Below are 25,085 nucleotides of genomic sequence, written 5' to 3'. Positions count from 1 at the left end.
GGGAGAGGCACACCGGTCACCCGCGCTCGAAGTGCCGGCGGAGCTCGAAGTCGGTGACCGAGGCCGAGAACGCCGCCAGCTCCGCGCGGCCCGCGGCCGCGTAGTGGCGCACCACGTCCGGACCGAAGCAGGACAGGGCGACCTCGCTGGACTCCCAGGCCACCACCGCCTCCTCCAGGGATGCGGGCAGGCGGGGCAGGTCCGCGGCCGAGGCGTCACCCGGGGTCGGGTCGGGCAGCGGCAGCGCGTGGTCGATGCCGTACAGCCCCGCCGCGACGATCCCCGCCACCGCCATGTAGGGGTTGGCGTCCCCGCCCGGCACCCGGAACTCGATGCGCGCCGACTCGCCCGAGCCCACCACCCGCACCGGGCACGTGCGGTTGTCCAGCCCCCAGGAGACCGTGTTGGGCGCGTACCCCTGTGGTGAGAGGCGCTTGAAGGAGTTGACGTTGGGCGCGGACAGCAGCGCGAAGTCGCGCATGCACGCCAGTTGTCCGGCCACGAAGTGCTCCATGTGCTCGGACATGCCGTAACGCCCCGAGCCGTCGTCGGCGAAGACCGGGGATCCGGTCCCGTCGCGCAGCGACAGGTGCACGTGGCAGGAGTTGCCCTCGCCCCCGTCGAACTTGGCCATGAAGGTCAGCGCCGCCCCGGCCTGGGCGGCCAGCGCACGGGCGCCCGCCTTGTACACCACGTGGTTGTCGCAGGCGCGCAGGGCGTCGCCGTAGCGGAACACGATCTCGTACTGGCCCGGGTGGCACTCCCCGCGCGCGGACTCCACCGTCATGCCGGTGCGCTCCATCGCGGTGCGGATGCGGCGCATGAGCGGGTCGATCTCGGTCACCTCCGGCAGCGCGTAGTCGGAGTTGAACCGGGTGGCGGTGGTCAGGTTCCGGTAGTCGGCCTCGAAGGCCTCCTGGTAGGAGTCGCGAAAGACCAGGAACTCCAGCTCGGTCCCGGCCAGGGCGTGCCAGCCGCGTTCGGCCAGCCGGTCCAACTGGGCCCGCAGCACCTGGCGCGGCGCCACCGGCACCGGTCGGCCCTCGGCGTCGCGCGCGTCGCCCAGGACCAGGGCGGTGCCCGGGTCCCAGGGCAGGTAGCGCAGCGTGCCGGGGTCGGGCACGATCGAGAAGTCGCCCAGGCCGCCGCCCCAGGGGTCGGTGGCGTACCCCGGTCGCGACTCCATCTCCACGTCGGTGGCCAGCAGGTACAGGCATGCGCCGAAGCCCTGTGAGAGCACCCGGTCGGTGAAGTCACGCGGGTTGAGGCGGCTGCCCTGCACCCGGCCCTGCAGGTCGGGCAGGGCCACGATCACGTCGGTGACCGCTCCCGTGGCCGCGTCCTCGCGCAGCCTCTCCAGCGGGACGGGGAAGGGCGGCGGTGGCGGGGCGGGCGGCAGGGTCTCGCGCAGGGGCGGCAGGCCGTCTCCGATCAGCGGGCTCACGCGTGCTCCCCGGTCCGGGCGGCGGTGTGCAGCGGGTTGGGGACGGGCGGGGCGTCCATGTGGAACTCGGCGTCACGCTCGGCCCGGTCGTGGTAGCCGCCGCCCAGCAGCCGCTCCCGGTTCAGGCACACGCGCTCGAAGGAGGGCGCCGCGAGGTCGAACAGGGCGAACCGGTCGGCGAGTTCGGGGAACTCCCCCTGGTAGTGGTCGACCTCGGCGCGCACCAGCTCCCAGAACCGCTCCTCGGCCACCCCGAGCTGCTCCTGGGCCAGGGGCGCCAGGTAGCGGAAGTGGCCCACGAAAAGGGACTTGGCGATGGAGGAGGTCAGCTCGTCGGCGTCGAAGCGCATCAGTACGCCCAGCGCCTCGGCGGGCAGGCCGGAGTACTCGGGCAGGTCGGTGTCCAGCAGCTTCATGTCGTCCACGAAGTCCTTGACCGCCAGCCGTACGGGGCGGTCGCGGTCGTCGTAGACCACGATGGCGTTCTCGCCGTGAGGGTTGAACGCCAGCCCGTACCGGTAGAGCAGGTGCAGGACGGGCGGCAGGACGGCGCGGAACAGGGCGCGCAGCCACTCCTCGGCCTCCAGCCCCGAGCGCTCCACCAGCTCGGCGGTGAACGCCCTTCCCCGGCCGTCCACGTGCAGCAGCGCGGCCAGGGTGCGGGCGCGCTCGCCCGGGTCCAGCCGCTGGGTGACCGGTTCGCGCCACAGGGCGCCCAGGAGCTGCCGGTGCCGGTAGGGGGCGTCGGGGATGCCTTCCAGGACCGGGTGGCGCACGGCCACGGCGGCGACCTCGCCGGGCAGGATCACCCGGCACCGACGGGACAGGAAGTCGTCGCCCTCGTACAGGGCGTGCACCCACCGGGTGCTGGCGGGCGCGGCCCGGCACAGCTCGGTGGGGATGCCCCGGTAGACCATCGTGTTGAGGATGGCCAGGGACAGCTTGACGTTGAGCCGGTCGGGGCGGGTGAGGTTGGTGAAGGTGCGGATGGACTGCTGGGGGAGGTAGTCGTCGGCGGCCTCGCCCAGCGGCACGATCAGCCCCTCGGCGAGTTCGGCGGCGAACAGGGGCACCACGACCTCGTCCCACTGCCAGGGGTGGACCGGCAGCCACACGAACTCGGCGGCCCCGGCGCCGGTGCGCCGGGCGGCCTCCTCCAGCCTCCGGGCGAACAGCGCGGTCAGGTCCGCGCCCAGCTCACCGGCGAGCAGCGCCTCCTGGTCCAGGCCGGGCACGCCGTGGTGCTCGGCCAGGGAGCGGTGCACGGCGATCCACGGCAGGCGGACGGGCCGCAGGGCCTCGGGCGGGTACTGGGCCCGGTCGCGGGCGGAGAAGCCCACCCGGCCCTTGTTGGCGAAGATCCACGGGTGGCCGCCCTGGTGGCCCTCCAGGTGGGCGTGGGGCAGGTCGGCCAGGTCGGCGCTGGTGGCGGCGGACTCGGCCAGGCGGGCGTCGGAGCTCAGGGTCGCGGTCAGCTCCCCGACGGTGAAGGCCTCCACCGCCGGGTCCACGATCCCGGCCGTGCCCAGGTCGCGCAGCAGGGTGAAGGGCGAGGCGGGCGCGGTCGTGCCGTCGGCGGCCTCGCGCAGGGCGGTGCCGGGCACGACCCTCCAGCCGTCCATGGTGGTGCGCCGTCCCCGGAACAGGTAGGCGGCCGCGGAGTGGACGCGGGCACGCCAGGGACCGGTGCCGTCGGGGCCGGAGGGCCCGTCCCCGGGTTCGGGGCGCAGCGCGTACTCGAAGCACAGCTCGGCGAGCATCTTGGCCGCCAGGTGGTCACCGGCCCGGCGCCAGTGCTCGCGGGTCAGCTCGGAGGGCACCGGCAGCGGCGGCGGTGCCGTGCTCCCGTCCGAGGCGGTGCCGGTGCCCGGAGCGGACTCCTCGGCGGGGGCCGTCTGGGCGGGGGTCGGGGCGGGCCGGCCGTCGGCCGTGTCCGGGGCGTGGGCCGTGGCCGGCGCGGCGCCCGGGGCGGGGTGGGTGTGCATCGGTGTCTCCGGGGTCGTGGTGGTGGCGGGCGCGGCCGCTCCGTCGCCGAGCGCGGGGCGGCTCACCGCCCGGCCTCAGGGGCGGCCAGCGGGTTGTCGACCAGGCCGTGCATGACGTCGAACTCGGCGTCGCGTTCTGCGCGCTCGTGGAACCCGCCGCCCATCAGCTGCTCGCGGTTCAGGGCGACCCGGCCCACCTTCGGGGCCAGCAGGTCGAACCAGGCGAAGCGCTCGGCCAGCTCGGGGAAGCGCTCCTGGTAGGCCAGCACCTGCTCGCGGGCCAGCTCCCACAGCCGGTCGCCGGGCACGCCCAGCTGCCGCTGGACGATGTCGGCGAGGAAGCGCAGGTGCCCGGCGCAGATCGCGGAGAGCACCGAGTGCGCCAGCTCCTCGGGCTTCCACCGGTGCAGCACGGCGCGTACGTGGTCGGGGATCTCGGCGTACTCGGGCAGGTCGAAGGGCAGCAGCTCCACGTCCGAGCCGAAGTCCTTCAGCGCGATGCGCACGGGGGCCTCGTCGGCGTCGAAGACGAGCACGACGTTCTCCCCGTGCGGGGTGAAGGAGGCCCCGTACCGGTACAGGTAGTGCAGCACGGGCGGGAACAGCGCGCCCAGGAAGCGGCGCAGCCACTCCTCGGCGCCCAGCCCGGAGCGCTCCACCAGCTCGGTGACCAGGGCGCGCCCGTCGGCGCCCTCCAGCAGCAGGCACGCCATGGTGCGGGCGCGCTCGCCCGGGGCCAGGTGGTGGTGGATCGGCTCGCGCCAGATGGTGCCCAGCAGCTCGTGGAAGCGGTAGGGGGCCTGCGGCATCTGGTCGAACACCGGGTGGGGGACGGTGGCGGAGGCCCGCTCGGCGAGCATGGCCACCCCCGTCTCGGAGAAGAACGCGTCGCGCCCGGCCAGGTCCCGCAGCCAGGTGCTGGTGTGCGGGGCGCACCCGGTCTGGGTGCCCGACAGCCCGCGCCACACCAGGGTGTTGCGGATCATCAGGGGCACCTTGACGTTGAGCCGGTCGGGCCGGTCCAGGTTCATCAGGGTGCGGATGGACTGGAAGGGCCGGTAGCGGTCGCGGCTGTGCCCCAGGCGCACCAGGCGCCCCAGGGCGATCTCGGAGGCGAACAGCGGGGCGACGACCTCGTCCCACTGGAAGGGGTGCACCGGCAGCCACAGGTAGGCGTCGGGGTCACCGCCCCGCTCGCGGATCCGCTCGGCGAACGCGGCGCGCTGGTCGGCGTCCAGCTCCCCCTCCAACAGACCGGCGCGGTCGGTCCCGGCCATCGCCTGGAAGCGGCCCAGGTCGGGGTGGACGGCGATCCACACCAGGTGGAAGGCGCCGCGCGCCTCGGGGGTGTAGCGGGCGGCGTCGGCGGCGGAGAAGCCCAGGCGCCCCTTGTTGACGAAGATGCAGGGGTGCCCCGTCTGGTACCCCTCCAGATCCTCGTAGGGCAGGTCGGCCAGCGCGGCGGCGCCCGGGGAGGCGGCCGTCAGGCGGGCGTCGGCGGCGTGCGTGGCCATCAGGTCGCGCACCACCTCGGCCAGGGAGTCGCCCGGCAGGCCCACGGTCTTCTGGGCGTCGGTGACGAACAGGGTGGGGTCCCAGGCGGGCTCCCGGCCGCGGTCGGTGGTGCGGGTGAGGGAGCCGGGGTCCACGTGCCAGGAGCCGAACCCGCCCCTGCGCGCGGTGAAGGCGTAGGCCACCCCGCCGTCCACGGCCAGGGTCCACGCGTCGTCTCCGGGCCCGGGCCGGGGCAGGACCATCTCCTCGTAGGCCATCTCGCCGATCATGTGGGCGAGCAGGCGCCGTCCGGCCCTGCGCCAGGTGTCGGCGTCGGTGGTCGCGGTGGAGGCGTCCTCGTGGGCGGTCTGTGCGGTCTCAGGCATGCTGTGTGTCTTCCGTCCGGTGCGCGGTCGTGGTCTGTGGCGCGGGCTCGGGTGCGGGGGTGGGCTCGGGTTCGGGTTCGGGCTCGGGGGCGGTGGGAGGCGGGTGCGCGGGCAGCAGGGCCAGGGTGAGGGCGAGCACGCCGAACAGGGCGGCCCCCGCCGCCAGGGGCAGCCCCAGGCCGGCCCCGGCCAGCGCGGTGGCCAGCACGGGGCTGACCAGGGTCGCGCCCACGCGCACGGTGGCCACCGCCGAGAAGGCCGGTCCGCGTGCCCCGGTGGCCTCGAACACCCGAAGGTCCAGGGCGACGTGGCCCAGGCCCAGTCCGGCGCCGAACACCACGCGTCCCAGGGCGAGCAGGAGCGGGTCGGGGGCGAGGAACTGCGCGAGCAGGCCCAGGGCGGCCACCAGGCAGGCGACCGGCAGCAGGGCCCGGCCCAGCAGGGCGTGCGCGCGGCGCGCCAGCGGTAGGACCGCCAGCACCGTCGCCTGGGGCAGCAGGAACAGCACGGCCGCCGCCGTGGTGCCCGTCCCGCCGTCCTCCGCGTAGAGGGTGAAGAAGGGGCGCACCACCAGGCGGGCGGTCTCGGCGGCCAGCACGGCCGCGCACACCGCCACCAGGGCGGTCGTGGCCGTGCGCGCGGCTCCGCCGCCCGAGGGGGCTCTGTCCGGGGGAGCGTTCCCTCCGGGTGCTCCGGGTACGGGGCGTCCGTCCGCGCGTGCGCCGTCGTGCCCGGTACCGCCGGAGGCGGCCCCCTCGCCCGCCGCGGGGACGATCGCCGTGCGGTCGGCCGTGCGGGGCAGGTGGCGGTGGCACAGCACCGCCAGCGCCACGTACAGCAGCGCGCACGCCGCGATCCCGTAGCGGGGGTTGGGCAGGGCCATGACGGCGGCGCCCAGGACGGTGGCCACCACGACCCCGCCGTTGACCACGTAGGCGAACAGCGTCACGTCGCGCAGCCGGTCGCGTCCGGTGCCCACGAACGCCGGATAGGCCAGGGTGAAGGCCATGGTGACCACCACCTGCGTCGCCGACAGCACCAGGAACGCCGTGTACGTGGGCGCGGCGGCCAACACCAGTTCCAGCACCGCCGCCACCGCCAGCGCGCCCACCACCAGGGTGCGCATGGGCGCGCGGCGGGCGGCCAGACCCCACAGGGGCATGGCCGCCAGGGCGGCGGCCCGGCACACCCAGACGAAGGTCCCGGTCGCGGCGGTGCCGGTGACCCCGAACAACCGCTCGAACAACTGCGGGTAGAACGGGCTCAGCGCCACGTCCCCCACCAGGTGCAGCAGGATGACGAGCAGGTACAGGCGCCGGAAGGCCGGTCCGGTCACCGCCCCTCCCCGGCCGGGGCCCCGAAGGACGTGAACGCCGTCCGCCCGGGCAGGCGGTAGGCGGTGCGTCCGGTCAGGCTGTTGAGGATGGTGGCCGCCCGCCAGGCGCCCAGGCCCAGGTCGGGGGCGCCGACGCCGTGCGTGTGCATCTCGGCGTTCTGCACGTGGACGGGCGCGGCCAGCTCCGGTTCCGCGGCCAGGCGCATGTCCGGGCCGACCACCGGCCGTCCCCGGTCGTCGGTCCGCAGCAGTTTGGCCACCGGCGCCAGGAAGTCCGGGCTGCGCTGGGCGTAGCCGGAGGCGGCGACGACCGCGTCGGTGCGCACGGTGAAGTCCCGGTCCTGCTCGCGGTGGTGGAAGACCAGGGCGAACCCCTCACCGTCGGCGCGCGCGTCCACCAGCTCGCACTGCGCCCGCAGGGAGGCGCCCACCGGCGCCCCGGCGATACCGCGTTCGTAGAGCACGTCGTGGATCTCGGCGATGGTGTCGCCGCTGATGCCCTTGTACAACTGCCACTGCTCGGGCACCACCCGGTCCTTCACGTGCTGGGGAAGGGCGTGGAAGTAGCGGGTGTAGTCCGGGGTGAAGTGCTCCAGCCCCAGCTTGGAGTACTCCATCGGCGCGAACGCCGGGGAGCGGGTCAGCCAGTTCACCTGTGTGTCGCGGTGCCGCGGGGAGCGCAGCAAGTCCAGGAAGACCTCGGCGCCGGACTGTCCCGAGCCCAGCACGGTCACGTCGCCCAGGCCGGCCAGGCCGGGGGCGCGGTCCAGGTAGTCGGCGGCGTGGAAGACCCGGTCGCCCGCCAGGTCGGCCAGCGGTTCGGGCAGGACCGGCTCGGTGCCGATGCCCAGCACCAGCGCGCGTCCGCGCACGGTGGAGTGCGTGCCCCGGGCGTCGGCGTACTCCACGGTGAACACGCCCTCGTGGTGGTGCACGGCGGTGGCGCGTGCGTCGAAGCGGCACGAGGAAAGCTGGTGGGCGACCCAGCGGCAGTAGTCGTCGTACTCGCGGCGGGGCACGTGGAAGTGCTCGGAGAAGTAGAAGGGGAAGAGCCGGTCGTGTTCACGCAGGTAGGACAGGAACGACCACCGGCTGGTGGGGTCCACCAGGCTGACCAGGTCGGCGAGGAAGGGCACCTGTAGGCGTGCGCCCTCCAGCAGCAGGCCGGGGTGCCAGGAGAAGGAGGGGCGCGCCTCCAGGAAGCGCGCGCTGAGGCCGGGGAGTGCGTCGGCGAGCGCGGCCAGGGCCAGGTTGAACGGGCCCAGGCCCACGCCCACCAGGTCGTGCACGCGGTCGTCGCCGGGGCGGGGGAGCGGGGCGGTGGTCGGCTGGGCGGAGGTCAACGGGTCTCCTTCAGGGCGGCGGCCTCGGCGTCGCCCGCGGCGACGATCTCGGCGAGCAGGGACGCGGTGTCGTCCGGGGTGGTGTCGGGGTTGAGCAGGGTGAGCTTGAGCCACACGCGGTCCTCGATCTGGGTGCGTCCGACCACGGCCCGGCCCTCCCGCAGCAGGCGCCGGCGCAGCCGGGCGTTGACGGTGTCGCTGTGCTCACCGGCGTCGTAGCGGAACACGACGGTGGTCAGGGAGGGCGAGGCGGCCAGTACCAGGCGGGGCTCGCCGACCACGTGGGCGGCGGTGCGCAGGGCCAGGTCGCGGCACAGGTCCACCAGGCGGCCCAGGCCGTCCGTGCCCAGGGCGCGCAGGGTGACGGCGATCTTGAACACGTCGGCCCGGCGGGTGGTGCGCAGGGAATAGCCGAGCAGGCTGGGGTATCCGGCCTCCTCGTCGTCGGTGGGGTTGAGGTAGTCCACCGAGCGCGAGAGCGGGGCGAACAGCGCGCGCTCACGGGTGAGCAGGATTCCGGCCGCCACGGGCTGCCAGCCGAGTTTGTGCAGGTCCATGCTGACCGAGTCGGCCCGTTCCAGCCCGGCGAGCAGTCCGCGCAGGCGGCGGGAGAAGAGCAGCCCGCCTCCGTAGGCGGCGTCCACGTGCAGCCACACGCCGAACTCGCGGGCGATGTGGGCGATGGCGCCCAGCGGGTCGATGCCGCCCAGGTCGGTGGTTCCGGCGGTGGCCACGACGGCGACCGGGAGGTCCCCGTCGGCGCGCAGGCGCAGCAGGGCCTCGCGCAGGGCGGCGGGGCGCATCCGGTGCTGGGAGTCGACGTCCACGGTGACCACGGCGTCCTCGCCCAGCCCCAGCAGGGCGGCCGAGCGCTGCACCGAGAAGTGCGCGACCTTCCCGCACAGGATGCGGGGACGCGCGCCGCCGGCGGCCCGGGCCACGCCGTGGCGGCTGGCGTCGAGGCCGGGGGAGGCGGTGAGCGCGTGGTCGCGGGCCAGGAGCAGGGCGGTGAGGTTGGACTCGGTGCCGCCGGAGGTGACCACCCCGCCCGCGTGCTCGCCCCGGTAGCCGACGAGGTCGGCGAGTTCGGCGACGACCTGGGTCTCCATGGCGGTGGCGGCGGGTGCCTGGTCCCAGGAGTCCAGGGACTGGTTGAGGACGGAGGCGACGGTGTCGGCGGCCACCGCCACCGCCAGGGGCGGGCAGTGCAGGTGTGCGGCGCAGCGGGGGTGGGCGGGGTCGGCGGCCCCGGCGGCGAGCGCACGGGTCAGCCGGGTCAGGACGTCGGCGGCGATGGTGTGTCCGGGGCCCGCGGGAGCGGCGCCGTCGAGGGGGCCGAGCGCCTCGCGGACCGCGTCGGCGACCTGGCGCGGGGTCCGGGCCGGGAGGGGGCCCTTGCGTTCGGCGCAGGCCCCGGCCAGGGCGCGGGTGGCCGCCTCGACCAGGGCCGCGACCGTGGCCGGTCCGCCGGGTGCTCCCGCGAGCCCGTCGGTCGGCGGTGTCGCCGTGCTGGTGGGCACGGGACAGGCCAGGGGGCCGGGCGCCCCGGTGCCGGTGGCGACTGAGTCAACACTCGGAGTGATGGGCATGGGCGTCGGGCTCCAGTTTTCCGTGGTCGGTCGTGGGCGCGCGCGGAGTCGGGCGAAGGGGCGCCGGGCCGGGGGATCCGGCGGGGGAGGAGCCTTCGCGGTACGGGGGGAGGGCGGGCCGGTCGGCTCCACCGGAGGGAGAAGGTCGGCTCCACCAGGGGGGAGAAGAGGGAGGGGAGGGAGAGGAGGGCCCGGTCAGCCGTTCAGAGGCATGAGCAGGCAGTGGTGCCCGCGCCAGCCCGGGTGCGGCGCGAGGTCGCCCACGTGCTGCCAGCCGTTGCGCAGGAAGATGTCCCGCGCGTGGGTGTTGGTCTCGGCCACCAGTCCGGCGGCGCGCTCCTCCTCGCGTCCGCTGAGAAAGAAGGGCATGGAGCGCTCCACGATGCCGCTGCCGCGGAAGGGGACGTGGACGAGCGCCTCGCACATGGCGAAGGTCCGGCCCGGACGCTCGGCGGTGACGTCCTCGGCGTCCACGCCCGGGAGCGGGACGAACCCGTCCCACCAGCCGGTGGTCGGCGGCAGGGTGTAGCCGTAGGCGAATCCGGCCAGCTCGCCGCCCACGTAGCAGGCGGTGAGCCGAAAGCCCGGGCGGTTCGCGCTGAAGGCCAGGCGCTCGGCGAAGGGCGGGGTGCTGTGGTCGGGCAGGTGCAGGACGTCGGCGTAGACCGTCTCGTAGGCGTCGGTCCAGGGGGCGGGATCGGCCAGCACGTCGGCTCCGGTGAGGTTGTCGACCCTCCATGCGGTGTCGGGTCCGGCCGGACCGGTCGGCGCGGTTGTGGTGGCGGTGGTGGAGGGCGGCACGGGCACGGGGGCTCCTTCGTCGGGACGCGGGCACTCTGCGGCGGACCCCGGATGTGCGCGGGGGCGCACACCGGAGTCGCCATAAATTAGGACAGGCTTACCTAAGTATGTCAAGGTATGCGGGGCCCGGAGTGACCCAGGACACACGACTGGTCAGGGCGCGCGGCTGTCCACGGTTAGGCGGGGCGCCGCCGGGTGCGCCAGGAACGCGGGCATGGCGAACTCGTGCCCGTAGGCACCGGCGTTGGGGAAGACCAGAACGTCACCGGCGCGCAGGGACTCCACACGCACGTCCCTGGCCAGCACGTCCTCGGGGGTGCACAGCTCCCCGCACACCGTCACGGACTCCCCGCCCGCCCGCGGCCGGGGCACCCCGTCGGGCCACGCCCCGACCTCCAGCACCGCGAAGTTGTGGCGGATCTCCCAGGACGTGGGGAGCTGGAAGTGGTTGATCCCGCCCCGCACCACCGCGAAACAGCCGCCGTAGGCCGACTTCACGTCCGTCACCCGCGCCGCGTACCAGCCGGTGGGGGCCGCGATCCAGCGTCCCGGTTCCAGCACCACCTCCACCCCCGGGTCGGGCAGCTCCGCCAGGGCGGCGCCGAACCCCTCCAGGTCGAAGGCGTCCTCGTCCTCCTCGAAGGGCACGCCCAGGCCGCCGCCCACGTCCACCAGGCGCAGGTCCACCCCGTGCGCGTCCGCCGTCCGCCGTGACCACTCCAGACACCAGCGCACGTAGGCGGCGTGCGCGGCGGCGTCGGTGTTGCCGCTGACCGCGTGCACGTGGAAGCCCACGAGGTCGATCCCGGGCAGGGACAGGGCCGTGCGCACGGCGTCGGCGGCCAGGGGCTCGGGGACACCGAACGGGCCCGGGGTGCCGCCCATCACCAGCGCCCCGCTGACCGGTACGTGCTCGGGGTTGACGCGCAGGGCCACCGGCAGCACCGTGCCGGCCTCGCGGGCCGCGGCCGAGACGCGGTGCAGTTCCAGCTCGCTCTCGGCGTTGACCACCACGTCCGCGCCCCGCTCGGCCCGCAGGCGGGCCAGGCCCGACAGCAGTTCGGGGGTCTTGCCCGGACCGCTCACCGCGATCCGTCCGCCGCTCTCCCCGCGCCGGACGCGCAGCGCGGCCAGGGCGGTGCGCGCCTCGCGCAGGGAGGCCGCCTCGAACCCGTCCACCGCCTCGGCCAGGTGGGCGAGCACCGGCTCGAAGCCGTTGGCCTTGACCGCGAAGTAGACCCGGGCCCACGAGGGCAGCGCCTTGCGCAGCGTGCGGACGCGGTCGGCGGCCAGCGCCGGATCGTAGACGTATCCCGAACCGGTGCCGGCGGCCAGGTCCACGGCGGCCCGGCGCACGCGCTCGGGGATCCGTTCGGCGGGAAGGGCGGGGGTGTGCTCGAAGGAGCGGGGCGGTTCCATGGAGGGTTCCTCCGTGCGCGTGGTGGGTCGGACACGCCGTGTGCGCGGCACACGGCAGGCGGCGGGGACGGAACCCGGTCGGGCCCCGTCCCGGTCGCGTCAACGCTGGGGGTCGACCTCGAAGATCTCGGCGACGTCGTCCAGCACGGCGTGCGCGGCGATCAGGCCCACGCCGGAGATCCAGTAGGCGTCGCTCACCTCGGTCTTGGTGCCCTCCAGCTCGCCCCACAGCGGGTTGGAGGTGTAGCGCTTCTTGTCCTTCTCCACCTCACCGGCGCCGTCGTCGTAGGTGGACACCAGGATGTGGTCGGCCTCCAGGTCCATCAGCCGCTCCGGGCTGTGGTAGGTCACGATCTCCTCGGTGTCGGTGGCGGTGCCCTCGCTGGGGGGCAGGCCCAGGTCGTCCAGGATCACGCCGATGTAGGAGTTGCGGCTGTACAGGCGCACGCCGTCGGCGTCACCGGCGAAGCGCACCACCGACACGGTGGGCAGGTCCCCGTCCGCGGACGCGGCGATCTCCTCGCCGATGGCGGCGGCCCGCTCCTCGTACTCGGCCACGAGGCGGTCGGCCTCCTCGGCCATGCCCATCGCCTCGCCGGTCAGGCGCAGGTTCTCCTTCCACGTGGCGCCGGTGGTCTCCGACATCACGGTGGGGGCGACCTCGGTGAGCTGGTCGTAGCCGTCGCCGTGGCGGACCTCGGCGGACAGGATCAGGTCCGGCCGGCTCTGGGCCACCAGCTCCGGATCGACCTCCCACAGCAGCCCCACGGACTCGGCCTCCTCGGCGCTGCCCACGTTCCAGTCGCTTTCGAGCAGGTACGGGGGCAGGGTGTCCTGGCCCTCGGCGATCTGGGTGAAGCCCACCACGTTCCCGCCCAGGGCGAGGGTGGCGTCCACGTAGGTGGAGTCCAGCGGCAGCACCCGCTCGGGTGCGGCCGCGATCTCGGTCTCGCCCATGGCGTGCTCGACGGTGATCGGGTAGCCCCCGGCGGCCTCCTCCCCGGATCCGGTGGAGGCCTCCTCCTCCGGGCCGCCCGCGCCGCAGGCGGTCAGCAGGGTCAGGGAGGCCGCGACGGCCAGGGGTAGGCCCGCGCGGCGCAGGTGGGCGAGAGTGGTCATGTGGAGCTCCCGGTCGGTTCAGGGGATCAGGGGAAAGCTGTTCTGTTGACACGAAAAAGACACACATCGTTGTCGGATGTGTCGTCTTCGTCCGAGACGTGGCAAACTTAGAGCATTCAAGTGTGGCTAGGCAAACCTAAGTTAGGTTGGCCTGGCCTTCGTCATGATGGGGAGACCGGGTGAAGGAGACCACCGGGCCGCCGCCGACCCTCACGGCGTCGGCCCCGACGACCACCGCGGGCGGTGCGGTCGCGGCCCGCCGGGCACGCCGGATCTCGGGCCTGGGACTGATGCTCCTGCTGCTGTGCCTGGCCGTCCTGGCCAGCGTGCTCATCGGCGCCCGCGGCCTCAGCCCCGGCACCGTGTGGCTGGCCCTGACCTCCACCGCGGGAGCCGAGGCCGACATCATCGTCAACGAGATCCGGCTGCCGCGCACCGCCCTCGGGGTGCTCGCCGGGATCAGCCTCGGCCTGGGCGGCGCACTCATGCAGGGCCACACCCGCAACCCCCTGGGCGACCCCAGCATCCTCGGCGTCACCTTCGGAGCCGCCCTGGCCGTGGTGCTGGGTATCATGCTCCTCGACGTCACCACCCTGTACACCCAGGCCTGGTTCGCCTTCGCCGGCGCCGCCGTGGCCGTGGTCCTGGTCTACGCCATCGGCTCGGTCCCCGGACGCGGCCCCACACCCATCACCCTGGCCCTGGCCGGGACCGCAGTGAGCTGGATGGCCTACTCCCTGACCTCCGGGCTGGTCCTGCTCGACCAGTCCACGATGGAGGACTTCCGGTTCTGGCGGGTGGGCTCCCTGGTGGGCCGCGACCCCGCGATCCTGGGTCCCATGCTGCCCGTGGTCGCCCTGGGCACGGTCCTGGCCCTGTCCAACACCCGCGCCCTCAACGCGCTGGCCCTGGGCGAGGACACCGCACGCGCACTGGGCTTTCGGATCGGCCGCGCCCGCGCCACCGGCCTGCTCGCCATCACCCTGCTCACGGGCGTGACCGTGGCCGCCTGCGGGCCCATCGCCTTCGTCGGGCTCATCGTGCCCCACCTGGCCCGCGGCATCGTCGGCGCCGACTACCGCTGGCTGCTGCCCTACTCGGCGCTGATGGGCGCGGCCCTGCTCCTGGCCGCCGACGTCCTGGGCCGCTTCCTCGCACCGCCCGGCGAACTCCAGGTCGGCGTGGTCCTGGCCGTGTTCGGCGCGCCCTTCTTCATCCACATCGTCCGCCGCCGGAGGCTGCTCGCCCTATGACCTCCACCCTCGCCCCCGACGACGCCCGCCGGCGGGCCGACGACCGCCTGGCCCGCCGGGGCCGGGCCCTCCGCCTGGGCCCGGTCTCGATCCCCCTGCGCCCCCGCATGGTCGTCCTCGGCCTGCTGGGCGTCCTGGCCCTGCTCGTGCTGGTGGCGCTCAACCTCTCCGTCGGCTCGGTGTTCATCCCGCCCGGCCGGGTGTGGGCCAACATCGTCGGCACCAGCTACGACGACTACTTCACCATCTGGCGTGTGCGCATGCCGCGCGTGGTGGTGGGCATGCTCGCCGGAGCCGCGCTGGCCGCCGCGGGCGCCATCACCCAGACCATCATGCGCAACCCCCTGGCCAGCCCCGACCTGCTGGGCGTCACCCACGGCGCCAGCGCGGGCGTGGTCGCGGTGATGGCCTTCGGCGGCAGCTACGGCATCGTCAGCGGGCCCCTGGCCTCCATCGGCGTGCCCGCCCTGGCACTGACCGGCGGCCTGGCCGCCGGAGCCCTGTGCTACGGGCTCGCCTGGCGCGGCGGCATCGACGGGTTCCGCCTTCTGCTGGTGGGTGTGGGCGTGTCCACCGTGTTGATGAACCTCACCCTGTGGATGCTCACCCTGGGGGACGTCAGCGACACCGGCCGCGCCATGACCTGGATCGCGGGCAGCCTGTCCATGAGCACCTGGCAGGACGCGCTGCCCGTCACGGTGGCCCTGGTCCTGCTGCTGCCCCTGGCCCTGGGCGCCGCGCGCACCCTGGACGTGCTCTCCTACGGCGACGAGGTGGTCCGCGGCCTGGGCGTGCGTCTGGAACTCGCCCGCACCACCACGCTGGTGCTGGCCGTGCTCCTGGCCGCCTTCGGCACCTCGGCCGCCGGCCCGATCCTGTTCGTGTCCCTGGCCTGCCCGCAGATCGCGCTGCGCCTGGCCCGCTCCCCCCGGCCGCCCGTCCTGCTCTCCGCGCTCGTCGGCGCCGCCCTGACCTGCGCCGCCGACCTGATCGCCCGCAACCTGATCAGCGTCCAGCTCCCGGTCGGCATCGTCACCGGCTGCCTGGGCGCCCTCTACCTGATCTACCTGCTCGTCCGCGGCAATCGAAAGGTACAGGCTTGACCACACAACAGATCCGTGCGCACACCGCCCCCGGGTCCGCCGTCCCGGTCCGGCTGAGCGCGCGCGGCCTCACCCTGGCCTACGACGACCACACCGTCGTGCACGGCCTGGACGCCGACATCGTCGAGGGCACCGTCACCTGCGTCATCGGCCCCAACGGGTGCGGCAAGTCCACCATGCTGCGCGCCCTGGGACGGCTCATGAGGCCCCGGGCGGGCCTGGTCGAGCTCGACGGCCGCGACATCCACCGTGTGCCCACCCGCGAGGTCGCCGAGGTGCTGGGCGTACTGCCCCAGCAGCCCGTGGCGCCGGACGGGCTGACCGTGGCCGACCTGGTCGCACGGGGACGCCACCCCTCCCAGCGCTGGTACCGGCAGTGGTCGGGTGAGGACCACCGCGCGGTCTCCGAGGCCCTGGAGCGGACCGGACTGCTGGAGCTGGCCGACAGCCCCCTGCAGGAGCTGTCGGGCGGCCAGCGCCAGCGGGCGTGGATATCCATGGTCCTGGCCCAGGGGACCGACCTGCTGCTGCTGGACGAGCCCACCACCTTCCTGGACCTGGTCCACCAGGTGGACGTCCTGGACCTGGTACGCGACCTGCACCGGGACAGCGGGCGCACCATCGTCATGGTGCTGCACGACCTCAACCTCGCCGCCCGCTACGCCGACACGATGATCACCATGCGCGAGGGGCGGGTGGTGGCCAGCGGGGCCCCGGCCGACGTGCTCACCCCCGAGCTGCTGCGCGAGGCCTTCGGCCTGGAGGCGGTCGTGGTGGAGGACCCGGTCACCGGGGGACCGATGGTGGTTCCGGTCGGCCGCAGCGGCCAGCGGTCCCGGTAACCCCGACCCCGAAGGCGCGGGCCGGGCTTCCCCGGGAACGGGCGGGGACCGGCGGGGTTTCGGGGAAGGAAGCCGAAACACGGGGCATGGGGCACATTCGGGGATTTTTCCGGGCGTGGCATGTGGACCGGACAGGTCCGCACAGGTCATGATCGCAACAAGAATCGACAGTTCGTGTTCACGTAACCCTGGAGAGTGACACACCAGGGAATGCGTCGGAGTTGTCAGGGCGTTCACCTCGGTTTCACCTGTGCGTGTGGAGGCTCGGCCAAGGTCGAGAACGACCGACGGGGAACCCCGCCGGACCTGGAGAAGCCGCGCGTCACGGTTCGACCCGCACCGGCCGGAGCGCGCGCAGCAGCACGATCCCCAAGGAGAAGGTGTGCCCGAATCCGCGCCCCGCCGCCGCCCGCTGCCGTTGATCGGTCAGGTCGGGGGCGGCCGTTCCCGCGCAACATGCCGACTGCGCTGTGGCGACGCCTGCTTCCACCCCGCCCCCAACACCAGTGACAACCCCTACTTCGGCGACGTCTTCGCCACGGCGCTCTCCCGCCGCACCGCGCTGCGCGCCGGAGCGGTCACCGCCGGCGCCGGGGCGCTCGGGCTCTCCGCGCTCAACCCCGCCATGGCCGACCCCAGAGGCCCGAGCCGGCCCCACCCCTCGCCGCGGCCCACCTTCAAGAGCGTGCAGCCCAACACCGACGACAAGGTCACCATCCCCAACGGCTACGACCAGCACGTGGTCATCCGCTGGGGCGACCCGGTGCTGCCCGGCGCCCCCGAGTTCGACGTGCACCACCAGAGCCCCGAGGCCCAGGCTCGGCAGTTCGGCTACAACTGCGACTACGTCGGCTTCCACCAGCTCGACGACGACCACGCCCTGCTGTGGGTCAACCACGAGTACACCAACGAGGACCTGATGTTCCCGGGGTACACCGACGGGGACTCGGCCACCGAGGAGCAGGTCCGCACCGCGATGGCCGCCCACGGCGGCTCCATCGTCGAGCTGGAGCGCGACGGCCGCACCGGCAAGTGGGTGGTCTCGAAGGGGGAGCGCGCCTTCAACCGCCGGATCACCGCCGACACCCCCATCCGCCTGACCGGCCCCGCCGCCGGGCACGAGCTGCTCAGGACCGACGAGGACCCCGGCGGGACCCTGGTCCGGGGGATGCTCAACAACTGCGCGGGCGGGATGACCCCCTGGGGGACCTTCCTCACCGCCGAGGAGAACTTCAACCAGTACTTCGCCAACGGCTCCGGGTCCGCTGAGGCCCGCCGCTACGGCCTCGGCACCGGGTCCTCCGGGCGCCGCTGGGAGCGCTTCGAGAAGCGCTTCGACCTGGCCGAGAACCCCAACGAGGCCAACCGCTTCGGCTACATCGTGGAGATCGACCCGCTCGACCCCGGATCCGAGCCGCGCAAGCACACCATGCTCGGCCGCTTCAAGCACGAGGGCGCCAACAGCCGCCTGGCCGAGGACGGCCGGGTCGTGGTCTACATGGGCGACGACGAGCGCTTCGACTACATGTACAAGTTCGTCAGCGCCAAGAAGTACGTCGAGGGCTCCCGGCGCCACAACCTCACCCTGCTGGACTCGGGCACCCTGTACGTGGCGCGCCTGAGCGGCGACAGCCCCGCCGGGGAGATCGACGGCTCCGGAGCCCTGCCCGCCGACGGCGAGTTCGACGGCTCCGGCGAGTGGATCGCGCTGTGCACCGACACCGAGAGCTTCGTCGACGGCTTCGGCGTCGCCGAGGTCCTCGTCCACACCCGCCTGGCCGCCGACACCGTGGGCGCCACCAAGATGGACCGGCCCGAGGACTTCGAGTGCAGCCCGGTCACCGGCAAGGTCTACTGCGCGCTGACCAACAACTCCGCGCGTGAGCCCGGCCAGACCGACGAGCCCAACCCGCGCGGCCCCAACCGGTACGGCCACATCCTGGAGATCGTCGAGGAGGGCAGCGACGCCGCGGCCACCGCGTTCTCCTGGAGCGTGCCGCTGGTGTGCGGGAACCCCGAGGACGCGGACACCTACTACGCGGGCTTCGACAAGTCCAAGGTCATGCCGATCTCCTGCCCGGACAACCTGTCCTTCGACAAGGACGGCAACCTGTGGATCTCCACCGACGGCCAGCCCGGCTCGCTGGGGATCAACGACGGCCTGCACGTCATGCCGGTCGAGGGCCGCTTCCGGGGTGAGCTGAAGACCTTCGCGACCGTTCCCGTCGGCGCGGAGGCGTGCGGGCCCTTCATCACCGAGGACGGCAGGACGGTGTTCCTGGCACCCCAGCACCCGGGTGACGACGGCTCGTTCGAGGAGCCCACCAGCACCTGGCCCGACGGCGACATGCCCCGCCCGTCCGTGGTGTGCATCTGGCACAAGGGGGGACGCGAGGTGGGCAGGTAGCGGACCGGCCCGGTAGGACCACCGGCCCCGGCCCCCGCCGCGCGTCCGCCGGGGCCGGTGGTGTTCTTCCGGGTCTCAGGGCCAGGACGCGGCAGGGACGACACCGCCGGTGGCGGACCCTGGTCGCGAGCCCGGCCTTCAGGGCCGAGGAGCCGGCAGCACCTTTCCGAAGCAGAGCGAGGAGGGCGAGTCGGCGTAGGCGCCGAACTTCGGGACGGGCGTGTAGCCCGCGCGGGTGTAGAAGCGCACGGCGTCGGGCTGGCGGTCGCCCGTCTCCAGGCGCAGGCACGTCCAGCCGCGCTCGCGGGCCCACTCCTCCAGCGCCGCCAGGACCAGCGGGGCCGCACCCGAGCCCCGCCGCTCGGGCGGCACGTACATCCGCTTGACCTCACCCGTCCCGTCGCCGAGGTCGCGCAGGCCGCCGCAGCCCACGGCCGTGCCCCGCTCGTCCCGGGCCACCACGAACACCGCGATGTCGTCGGCCGAGGGCGCCACACCCGGCTCGGAGTCGGGGGTGCCGTAGCGTTGGGCGATCTCCGCCCGCTGCCCGGCCCGCAGGGCGCTGGCGTCGGGATCGTTCCAGGGAACCATGTCGATGCGCATACGCGCCAAGCTAGCGGTGCCGTGTTTCGTGTTCGTGAACACCCGGCTCGGCACGGGGTGGCGGGACCGGGCCCCCGGGCCGAGCCGCCCCGTGCCGTCGGTCCTCAGCCCGCGGTCCCGGCCATGATGAGCGGCGCGTCCCGCGTGAACGCCCGGAACCCGACGCCGTAGTACAGTCCGCGCGCCTGGGGATGCCCCGGCGCGCCCAGGCAGGCGACCGTCGCCTGCCTGGCCCCGGCCGCGCGCGCCAGGCGCATCCCGTGCAGGAGCACCGCCCTTCCCAGCCCCAGACGCCGGTAGCCCGGGTGCGTCCCGACCGGCTCGAACTCGACGGTCCCGTTCACCCCGTCGAGCCACATGATCGCCGAGGACGCCATCGTCCCGTCCGGCGCCTCCACCAGGAGGTGCAGGTCGCCGCGGTATCCCGTCGTCCGCCGGACGCCCTGGTAGTCCTCGGCCGTGTACGTGGAGGGGGCCCACGCGTCCAGATGGGCCTGGACCGCGGCCTCCGGCCCGGCCTCGTCGGCGGTGCGGAACCGGTACCCGGCCGGCAGCGCCGGCCGTTCGACGTCGTCGAGGTCCCGCACGTTGAGCTGGGTCCAGTCCCCGGTGTCGCCGAGCGAGGCCGGGTCGGTCCCATAGCCGTGCGCCGCCCACCGCTCCAGGGCGAACCCGTCGGCGGCGCTCGCCAGCACCGTACGCTCGACGTCCGCCGCCGTACCGTCGTACCAGTCGATCACCTCGTCGACCAGCCCGGCGTGGTCGGGATGGACCTGGTACACCAGGCAGGCGCCGGTGACGTCCTTCACCGACCCGTCGCTCAACCTCACCCGGCGCGGAAGACGGGCCCAGCCCCACGCCACCAGGTCCCCGCCGGAGAACCACAGCCGGCGCCGCCAGCTCGCGCCGTTGCGGGCGTGCCCCCTGCCCCAGCTCCAGGCCAGCTCGCCGAACGTCGCGTCGCCGTTCACCAGGTCCGGACGGGTGGCGGTGACACGCTGCGCCAGACCCTGCATGAGCCGCACGTCCGCGGCGGTCACCAGCTCGGAGTTCGCCATAGCACGTCACTGTGCCAGGACACGGTGAGGCCGTCGAGCCTTTTTCCGGGGCCGCCGGCCTCGGCGGTCGACGGCACGGCGCGTGCCACGGCCTGCGGGGCGAACACCGCCCCCGGCGGCGGTGCCGTGTTCCGTGCCCGTGAACGCCCGCTCAGGCGGGGTCGGTGAGGGCCTCGCGCATCACCCGGAACTTGGACTCGGTCTCGGCCAGCTCCGAGCGCGGCTCCGACCGGGAGACGATGCCGCCCCCGGCGAAGAGCCGGGCACGCGCGCCGTCCACGCGGGCGCAGCGCAGGGCGATGCCCCACTCGGCGTTGCCCGCCCCGTCCAGCCAGCCCACCGGGCCGGCGTAGCCGCCCCGGTCCATGCCCTCGACCTCGGCGATCAGCCGCATGGCCGCGGCCGTGGGGGTGCCGCCCACGGCCGCGGTGGGGTGCAGGGCGGCGACCGCGTCCAGCGCCGACACCCCCGGGGACAGGCGTGCGCGCGCGGGAGTGGCCAGGTGCTGCACGTTGGCGAGGGCGAGCAGGCGCGGCCGCTCGGGCACGTCCAGCTCCTCGGTGAGCGGTCCCAGCGAGGTGCGCAGGGAGTCCACGGCCATGCGGTGCTCGTCCACGTCCTTGGCCGAGGCCAGCAGCTCCTCGGCCAGGGCCCGGTCGCTGTCGGCGTCCCCGCCCCGAGGGCGGGTCCCGGCCAGGACCAGGGAGGTGAGCCGGTCGCCCTCACGGCGCATCAGCAGCTCGGGGGTGGCGCCGACCATGCCGTCCACGGAGAAGGTGAAGCAGCTGGGGAAGCGCAGGCGCAGCCGCTCCAGCAGGGTGCGCACGTCGATGGGGGAGCCGGCGTCGGCGAAGGCGTCGCGCGCCAGCACGGCCTTGTCGAGCTCACCCGCGCGGATGCGCCCGACGGTGTCGGCCACGGCGTCCATCCAGCGCTCGTCGGTCAGCGATCCCCGGCTCCAGGAGACCGGGCCGACCGGCCGCGGCGCGGAGGTGGGGCGCGGCGGCTCGGTCGTGCGGTCCCCGGGCCGGTCGGTGACGGTGGTCAGCCAGGTGCGGCCGTCGCGCCGCCCGAGGAGCACGCGGGGCACCACCAGGGACGAGCCCCCGGAGGCGGGGGAGAAGGCGAACGTGCCGAAGGCGACCAGGCCGGTGCCGGGCCGGCCCACCTCGTCCCGGACCTCGGAGCGCTCCGTGAGGCCGTCCACCCAGCGGGCCGCCTCGGTGAAGCGGGTGGTGTCGGTGGGCTCGGCCGTGCCGGGGTCGCCGTCCAGCTCCAGCCGTGCGGCCCGTCCCCAGCCCACGATCCCCTCGTCGCCGGCCAGCCAGGCCAGGGGGGAGTCGGTGGGGAGGTGGCGCACCAGGCCGGAGACGTCCCCGGGCAGGGCGACGGTGCGGACGAACAGTTGGGGCGGGCTCAGGGCGGCGTTCACGATCCTCGAGTCTAGGACCTCGTCTGTGGCGGTGTGTCCGTTTCGGCCGAGGCGGCGGTGGTGCGCCGCGCACTGTGCCCCGGTGTCGGGGTTGTGCATGAAACAGATCATCTGCCGTTTTTCGGGGAGGGGTGGGATCTCGTGGCCCCTCGGACCGGCGTACCGCCGACCAGCGGGGGCGCTCCCCGAATCCGGAACGCGCGGGACCGTCCACGGGTCGGCTGAGCCGTGTTCGGAGAACGACGTTCTGGCTTACTCTGGTGCGCGGCGCGACGCCACGGTGACGGCGGTGCGCGACGACCCCCGGAGGAGACCCGCCCCATGGACCCAGTGGCACGTGCCACGCATCCGACGCGCGCCGCGCTCCGGTGGGCGGCGACGGCCGCCGCGACCGCCGTCCTGCTCTCGGGATGCACCCTCTGGGGCGCCGGAGCGGAGCCCCCCGACCAGGCCGGTACGGTCGCCCGGTGCGGGGACGACGGGGACAAGCGCCGGATGCGCGGGGCGTGGCTGACCACGGTCCGCAACATCGACTGGCCCTCCGAGCCGGGCCTGCCCGCCGAGGAGCAGAAGGCCGAACTCGACTCCTACCTCGACGCCGCCGCCGGCATGGGCCTCAACGCCGTCTTCCTGCACGTGCGCCCCACGGCCGACGCGGTGTACGCCTCGGAGCTGGAGCCGTGGGCGCGCTACCTCACCGGTGAGCAGGGCGGCGACCCCGGCTACGACCCGCTGGAGTACGCCGTGGCCGGGGCGCACGAGCGGGGGCTGGAGCTGCACGCCTGGTTCAACCCCTACCGGGTCGGGTTCCAGGACCCCGACGTGGAGAACCTGGTGGAGGAGCACCCGGCCAGGCGGAACCCCGCATGGCTGGTCGACTACGGGGACGAGGCCTACCTCGACCCCGGCAACCCCGAGGTCCGCGCGTGGGTGGTCGGGGTCATCATGGACGTGGTGGAGCGCTACGACGTCGACGGCGTGCACTTCGACGACTTCTTCTACCCCTATCCCAAGGAGGGCGAGGAGTTCGACGACGACGCCTCCTGGGAGGAGCACGGCGGGGGGTTCGACGACCGGGGCGACTGGCGCCGCGACAACGTCGACCGGCTCGTCGCCGACGTCCACGAGGGGATCGAGCGGACCAAGCCGTGGGTGAGCTTCGGGATCTCGCCGTTCGGCATCTGGCGCAACGACTCCACCGATCCCAGCGGCTCGCCCACCTCGGGCCTGCAGTCCTACGACGCCCAGTACGCCGACACCCGCGCCTGGATCCGGGAGGGCACGGTCGACTACGTCGCGCCGCAGCTGTACTGGAGGCGGGGCTTCGACACAGCCGACTACGAGGCACTGGCCGACTGGTGGTCCCAGGAGGTCGAGGGCACGGGCGTGGACCTGTACGTCGGCCAGGCCGCCTACCGGGTGGGGGAGGAGGGCTGGCGCGGTGAGGACGCGCTCAGCACCCAGCTCGACTACTCCGGTGAGCTGCCCGGGGTGGACGGCGACGTCTACTTCTCCATCAGGAGCCTGCGCGAACAGGCCGCCGACGCCTACGCCGCGCTGGCCGGGGCCCACTACGGCCACCCCGCGCTGCCGCCGCGCTCCGACGCCCCCGAGGACCAGGGGCCGCTGGTCGGCGCGGTCGGGGGCCTCACCGCCCGGGCCGGGGACGGGCGCGTCGACGTCGGGTGGGAGGCCGTCGACGGCGCCCGCTTCTACGCCGTCTACCGGCTGCCCGCCGACGCCGCCGGGACCGGTTCCGAGGAGGCGCGCTGCGCGGCCGTGGCCGTGGAGAACCTCGTGGGCCTCACCGGGCGTACCGCCCTGACCGACACCGCCCCGCTGGAGGACGGCGCCGGGTACGTGGTCACCGCCCTGGACGACTACCGGGTCGAGGGGCCGGTCGGCGAGGTCGCCGACGTGCGCGGCTGAGGCCGGGCCCCGGCCGGCGGAGGGCGGCCGTCGGCGGGAGCCCGCCCTCCCGTGGAACTCGGACCCGTCCGGCGCGACCGTGACCGCCGCAAGGTCGCATAATCCAGGAATGTGGGCCGAAAACCACTGATCTGCTGGCGAAAACCCCCTTCTTTGCCAGCAGATGCGAGTGTAGGTTGGCCCCATGCCGACCTTCCAGATCCGCGAGGCCGCCGACCTGCTCGGAGTCAGCGCCGACACCGTCCGCCGGTGGGTCGACTCCGGCCGCCTGCCCGCCGCCCGCGACGCCTCCGGGCGGCGCCGGGTCGACGGCGGCGAACTCGCCGCCTTCATGCGCGCCGGAGCCGGAGAGGACCCGGTACGCCACCTGTCCTCGGCCCGCAACCGCTTCCGCGGACTGGTCACCGACGTCGTCCGGGACCGCGTGATGGCCAGGGTGGAGATCCAGGCCGGACCCCACCGGGTGGTCTCCCTGATGAGCCGTGAGGCCGCCGACGAACTCGGCCTGGACGTGGGAACCGTCGCCACGGCGGTGGTCAAGTCCACCAACGTGGTCGTGGAGACCACCGGAGGGCACCATGCCTGACCGTGCCCCCCGCCGTCTCGCGCTCGGAGGGCCCGGCCCGGTCCGCGCCCTGGCCGCGGGCGCCCTCGCCCTCACGGCCCTCACCGCCTGTTCGGCCGGGGAGGGGACGGGCCGTCAGCTCAACGTCTTCGCCGCCGCCTCCCTCACCGACGTCTTCACCGACCTCGCGGAGGAGTTCGAGGACCGGCACCCGCGGACCGAGGTGGTCCTCAACTTCGCCGGCAGCAGCGACCTGGCCGTCCAGATCAACTCCGGAGCCCCCGCGGACGTCTTCGCCGCGGCCGACACCGCCACCATGGACCGCGTCGTGGAGGGGGAGGGCCTGGACGCCGACTGGTCCGCCGAGCACGGTGAGCGGGGGGTCGTCTTCGCCACCAACACCCTGCGCATCGCCGTGCCCCCGGGCAACCCCGCCGGGATCGGGGAGCTGGCCGACCTCGCCGGCGAGGGCGCCACCGTCGCCTTCTGCGCCGAGGAGGTCCCCTGCGGCGCGGCCACCGCCGAGGCCCTGGGGGAGGCCGGGCTGGAGATCACCCCCGACACCTACGAGGAGAACGTGCGCGCGGTCCTGACGAAGGTCGAACTCGGCGAGGTCGACGCCGGGCTCGTCTACGCCACCGACGTCGCCTCCGCGGGGGAGCGGGTCGAGGGCGTCGAGTTCGCCGAGGCCGGCGCGGCGGTCAACGAGTACCCCGTCGGGGTCGTCTCCACCACCTCCGACGCCGGACTCGCCGCCGACTGGGTGGAGCTGGTCCGCTCCGGGACGGGCGCGAAGGCCCTGGACGAGGCGGGGTTTTCAGCGGTTGGGGTGGAAGGTCACTCAAGCGCACATGAGCAGACATGAATGGTCCTTGCCGCGCTTGGACAGCCTGGCCGAGGAACCAGTCCAGGAAGTTCGCTAGTTCTCCGGACAGGCGACCCCGGTTCTGGCTACCGTCGTGTCGAACACAGCAACG

General features: G+C 74.1%; 19 protein-coding genes. 7 read left to right on the top strand and 12 right to left on the bottom strand.

Going from position 1 to position 25,085, the window contains the following annotated elements; all coding sequences use genetic code 11:
* Positions 1-16 precede the first annotated feature (16 nt).
* The 9 genes from NOSIN_RS10715 to NOSIN_RS10675 form a co-directional block, all read right to left on the bottom strand.
* Positions 17-1,444 carry a glutamine synthetase family protein gene (locus NOSIN_RS10715; protein ID WP_077690595.1) on the bottom strand — a complete coding sequence of 476 codons (1,428 nt, stop codon included), beginning with the start codon at positions 1,442-1,444 and terminating at the stop codon, positions 17-19.
* Positions 1,441-3,495 carry an IucA/IucC family protein gene (locus tag NOSIN_RS10710; protein ID WP_236743346.1) on the bottom strand — a complete coding sequence of 685 codons (2,055 nt, stop codon included), beginning with the start codon at positions 3,493-3,495 and terminating at the stop codon, positions 1,441-1,443. The genes NOSIN_RS10715 and NOSIN_RS10710 overlap by 4 nt, the downstream gene beginning before the upstream one ends.
* Positions 3,492-5,309, bottom strand: coding sequence for an IucA/IucC family protein (locus NOSIN_RS10705; protein ID WP_077690594.1), 1,818 nt, complete (start codon positions 5,307-5,309; stop codon positions 3,492-3,494). Before NOSIN_RS10705 ends, NOSIN_RS10710 begins: the two co-directional genes overlap by 4 nt.
* On the bottom strand, positions 5,302-6,645 hold the full coding sequence (locus NOSIN_RS10700) for a hypothetical protein (RefSeq protein WP_077690593.1): 1,344 nt from the start codon (positions 6,643-6,645) through the stop codon (positions 5,302-5,304). Before NOSIN_RS10700 ends, NOSIN_RS10705 begins: the two co-directional genes overlap by 8 nt.
* On the bottom strand, positions 6,642-7,988 hold the full coding sequence (locus NOSIN_RS10695; protein ID WP_077690592.1) for a lysine N(6)-hydroxylase/L-ornithine N(5)-oxygenase family protein: 1,347 nt from the start codon (positions 7,986-7,988) through the stop codon (positions 6,642-6,644). The genes NOSIN_RS10700 and NOSIN_RS10695 overlap by 4 nt, the downstream gene beginning before the upstream one ends.
* On the bottom strand, positions 7,985-9,577 hold the full coding sequence (locus NOSIN_RS10690; protein ID WP_077690591.1) for a pyridoxal phosphate-dependent decarboxylase family protein: 1,593 nt from the start codon (positions 9,575-9,577) through the stop codon (positions 7,985-7,987). The genes NOSIN_RS10695 and NOSIN_RS10690 overlap by 4 nt, the downstream gene beginning before the upstream one ends.
* A 195-nt stretch (positions 9,578-9,772) precedes the next feature.
* A complete protein-coding gene (locus tag NOSIN_RS10685) occupies positions 9,773-10,384 on the bottom strand; it encodes a GNAT family N-acetyltransferase (protein WP_077690590.1) in 612 nt (203 codons plus the stop codon).
* A gap of 147 nt (positions 10,385-10,531) precedes the next feature.
* The gene (locus NOSIN_RS10680) at positions 10,532-11,797 is read right to left on the bottom strand and encodes an alanine racemase (protein ID WP_077690589.1); all 1,266 of its coding nucleotides are present in this window, start codon (positions 11,795-11,797) and stop codon (positions 10,532-10,534) included.
* A gap of 99 nt (positions 11,798-11,896) precedes the next feature.
* Positions 11,897-12,916, bottom strand: coding sequence for an ABC transporter substrate-binding protein (locus NOSIN_RS10675; protein WP_077690588.1), 1,020 nt, complete (start codon positions 12,914-12,916; stop codon positions 11,897-11,899).
* A 179-nt stretch (positions 12,917-13,095) separates the two neighbouring features.
* Here NOSIN_RS10675 and NOSIN_RS10670 point away from each other — a divergent pair, with 179 nt between their 5' ends.
* From NOSIN_RS10670 to NOSIN_RS10655, 4 genes are all read left to right on the top strand, one after another.
* Positions 13,096-14,169, top strand: a complete 1,074-nt coding sequence (locus NOSIN_RS10670) for a FecCD family ABC transporter permease (RefSeq protein ID WP_077690587.1) — start codon at positions 13,096-13,098, stop codon at positions 14,167-14,169.
* The gene (locus NOSIN_RS10665) at positions 14,166-15,272 is read left to right on the top strand and encodes a FecCD family ABC transporter permease (protein ID WP_077690586.1); all 1,107 of its coding nucleotides are present in this window, start codon (positions 14,166-14,168) and stop codon (positions 15,270-15,272) included. The genes NOSIN_RS10670 and NOSIN_RS10665 overlap by 4 nt, the downstream gene beginning before the upstream one ends.
* Entirely contained in the window at positions 15,269-16,114 is an 846-nt protein-coding gene (locus NOSIN_RS10660; RefSeq protein WP_077690585.1) for an ABC transporter ATP-binding protein, read from the top strand. The genes NOSIN_RS10665 and NOSIN_RS10660 overlap by 4 nt, the downstream gene beginning before the upstream one ends.
* A gap of 382 nt (positions 16,115-16,496) precedes the next feature.
* Positions 16,497-18,521, top strand: coding sequence for a PhoX family protein (locus NOSIN_RS10655; protein ID WP_077690584.1), 2,025 nt, complete (start codon positions 16,497-16,499; stop codon positions 18,519-18,521).
* A gap of 138 nt (positions 18,522-18,659) precedes the next feature.
* On the opposite strand, the gene NOSIN_RS10650 is transcribed toward NOSIN_RS10655, so the two are convergent.
* From NOSIN_RS10650 to NOSIN_RS10640, 3 genes are all read right to left on the bottom strand, one after another.
* A complete protein-coding gene (locus NOSIN_RS10650) occupies positions 18,660-19,124 on the bottom strand; it encodes a GNAT family N-acetyltransferase (protein ID WP_077690583.1) in 465 nt (154 codons plus the stop codon).
* Positions 19,125-19,228: 104 nt separating this feature from the next.
* A complete protein-coding gene (locus NOSIN_RS10645; RefSeq protein WP_077690582.1) occupies positions 19,229-20,182 on the bottom strand; it encodes a GNAT family N-acetyltransferase in 954 nt (317 codons plus the stop codon).
* A gap of 151 nt (positions 20,183-20,333) precedes the next feature.
* Entirely contained in the window at positions 20,334-21,614 is a 1,281-nt protein-coding gene (locus NOSIN_RS10640) for an isochorismate synthase (RefSeq protein ID WP_077693533.1), read from the bottom strand.
* Positions 21,615-21,935: 321 nt separating this feature from the next.
* On the opposite strand from NOSIN_RS10640, the gene NOSIN_RS10635 reads away from it, so the two are divergent.
* The 3 genes from NOSIN_RS10635 to modA all read left to right on the top strand — a co-directional run bounded on the left by NOSIN_RS10635 (position 21,936) and on the right by modA (position 24,973).
* Entirely contained in the window at positions 21,936-23,543 is a 1,608-nt protein-coding gene (locus NOSIN_RS10635) for a glycoside hydrolase family 10 protein (protein ID WP_077690581.1), read from the top strand.
* Positions 23,544-23,727: 184 nt separating this feature from the next.
* Positions 23,728-24,129: a TOBE domain-containing protein gene (locus tag NOSIN_RS10630; RefSeq protein WP_077690580.1), complete on the top strand. Its 402-nt coding sequence runs from the start codon at positions 23,728-23,730 to the stop codon at positions 24,127-24,129.
* A complete protein-coding gene (modA, locus tag NOSIN_RS10625; RefSeq protein ID WP_077690579.1) occupies positions 24,122-24,973 on the top strand; it encodes a molybdate ABC transporter substrate-binding protein in 852 nt (283 codons plus the stop codon). Before NOSIN_RS10630 ends, modA begins: the two co-directional genes overlap by 8 nt.
* Positions 24,974-25,085 lie beyond the last annotated feature (112 nt).

The organism is Nocardiopsis sinuspersici, from assembly GCF_001998325.1.
GTDB lineage: Bacteria > Actinomycetota > Actinomycetes > Streptosporangiales > Streptosporangiaceae > Nocardiopsis > Nocardiopsis sinuspersici.
The sequence above is the reverse complement of the archived record's forward strand: the minus strand, read 5'-3'. Positions and strand labels throughout refer to the sequence as shown.

What these genes read in the sequence shown, in the direction of transcription:
- NOSIN_RS10650 (WP_077690583.1), bottom strand. Translation starts at nt 19,124, where the DNA reads ATGCGCATCGACATGGTTCCCTGGAACGATCCCGACGCCAGCGCCCTG.
- NOSIN_RS10630 (WP_077690580.1), top strand. Translation starts at nt 23,728, where the DNA reads ATGCCGACCTTCCAGATCCGCGAGGCCGCCGACCTGCTCGGAGTCAGC.
- NOSIN_RS10635 (WP_077690581.1), top strand. Translation starts at nt 21,936, where the DNA reads ATGGACCCAGTGGCACGTGCCACGCATCCGACGCGCGCCGCGCTCCGG.
- NOSIN_RS10675 (WP_077690588.1), bottom strand. Translation starts at nt 12,916, where the DNA reads ATGACCACTCTCGCCCACCTGCGCCGCGCGGGCCTACCCCTGGCCGTC.
- NOSIN_RS10705 (WP_077690594.1), bottom strand. Translation starts at nt 5,309, where the DNA reads ATGCCTGAGACCGCACAGACCGCCCACGAGGACGCCTCCACCGCGACC.
- modA (WP_077690579.1), top strand. Translation starts at nt 24,122, where the DNA reads ATGCCTGACCGTGCCCCCCGCCGTCTCGCGCTCGGAGGGCCCGGCCCG.
- NOSIN_RS10645 (WP_077690582.1), bottom strand. Translation starts at nt 20,182, where the DNA reads ATGGCGAACTCCGAGCTGGTGACCGCCGCGGACGTGCGGCTCATGCAG.
- NOSIN_RS10680 (WP_077690589.1), bottom strand. Translation starts at nt 11,797, where the DNA reads ATGGAACCGCCCCGCTCCTTCGAGCACACCCCCGCCCTTCCCGCCGAA.
- NOSIN_RS10665 (WP_077690586.1), top strand. Translation starts at nt 14,166, where the DNA reads ATGACCTCCACCCTCGCCCCCGACGACGCCCGCCGGCGGGCCGACGAC.
- NOSIN_RS10690 (WP_077690591.1), bottom strand. Translation starts at nt 9,577, where the DNA reads ATGCCCATCACTCCGAGTGTTGACTCAGTCGCCACCGGCACCGGGGCG.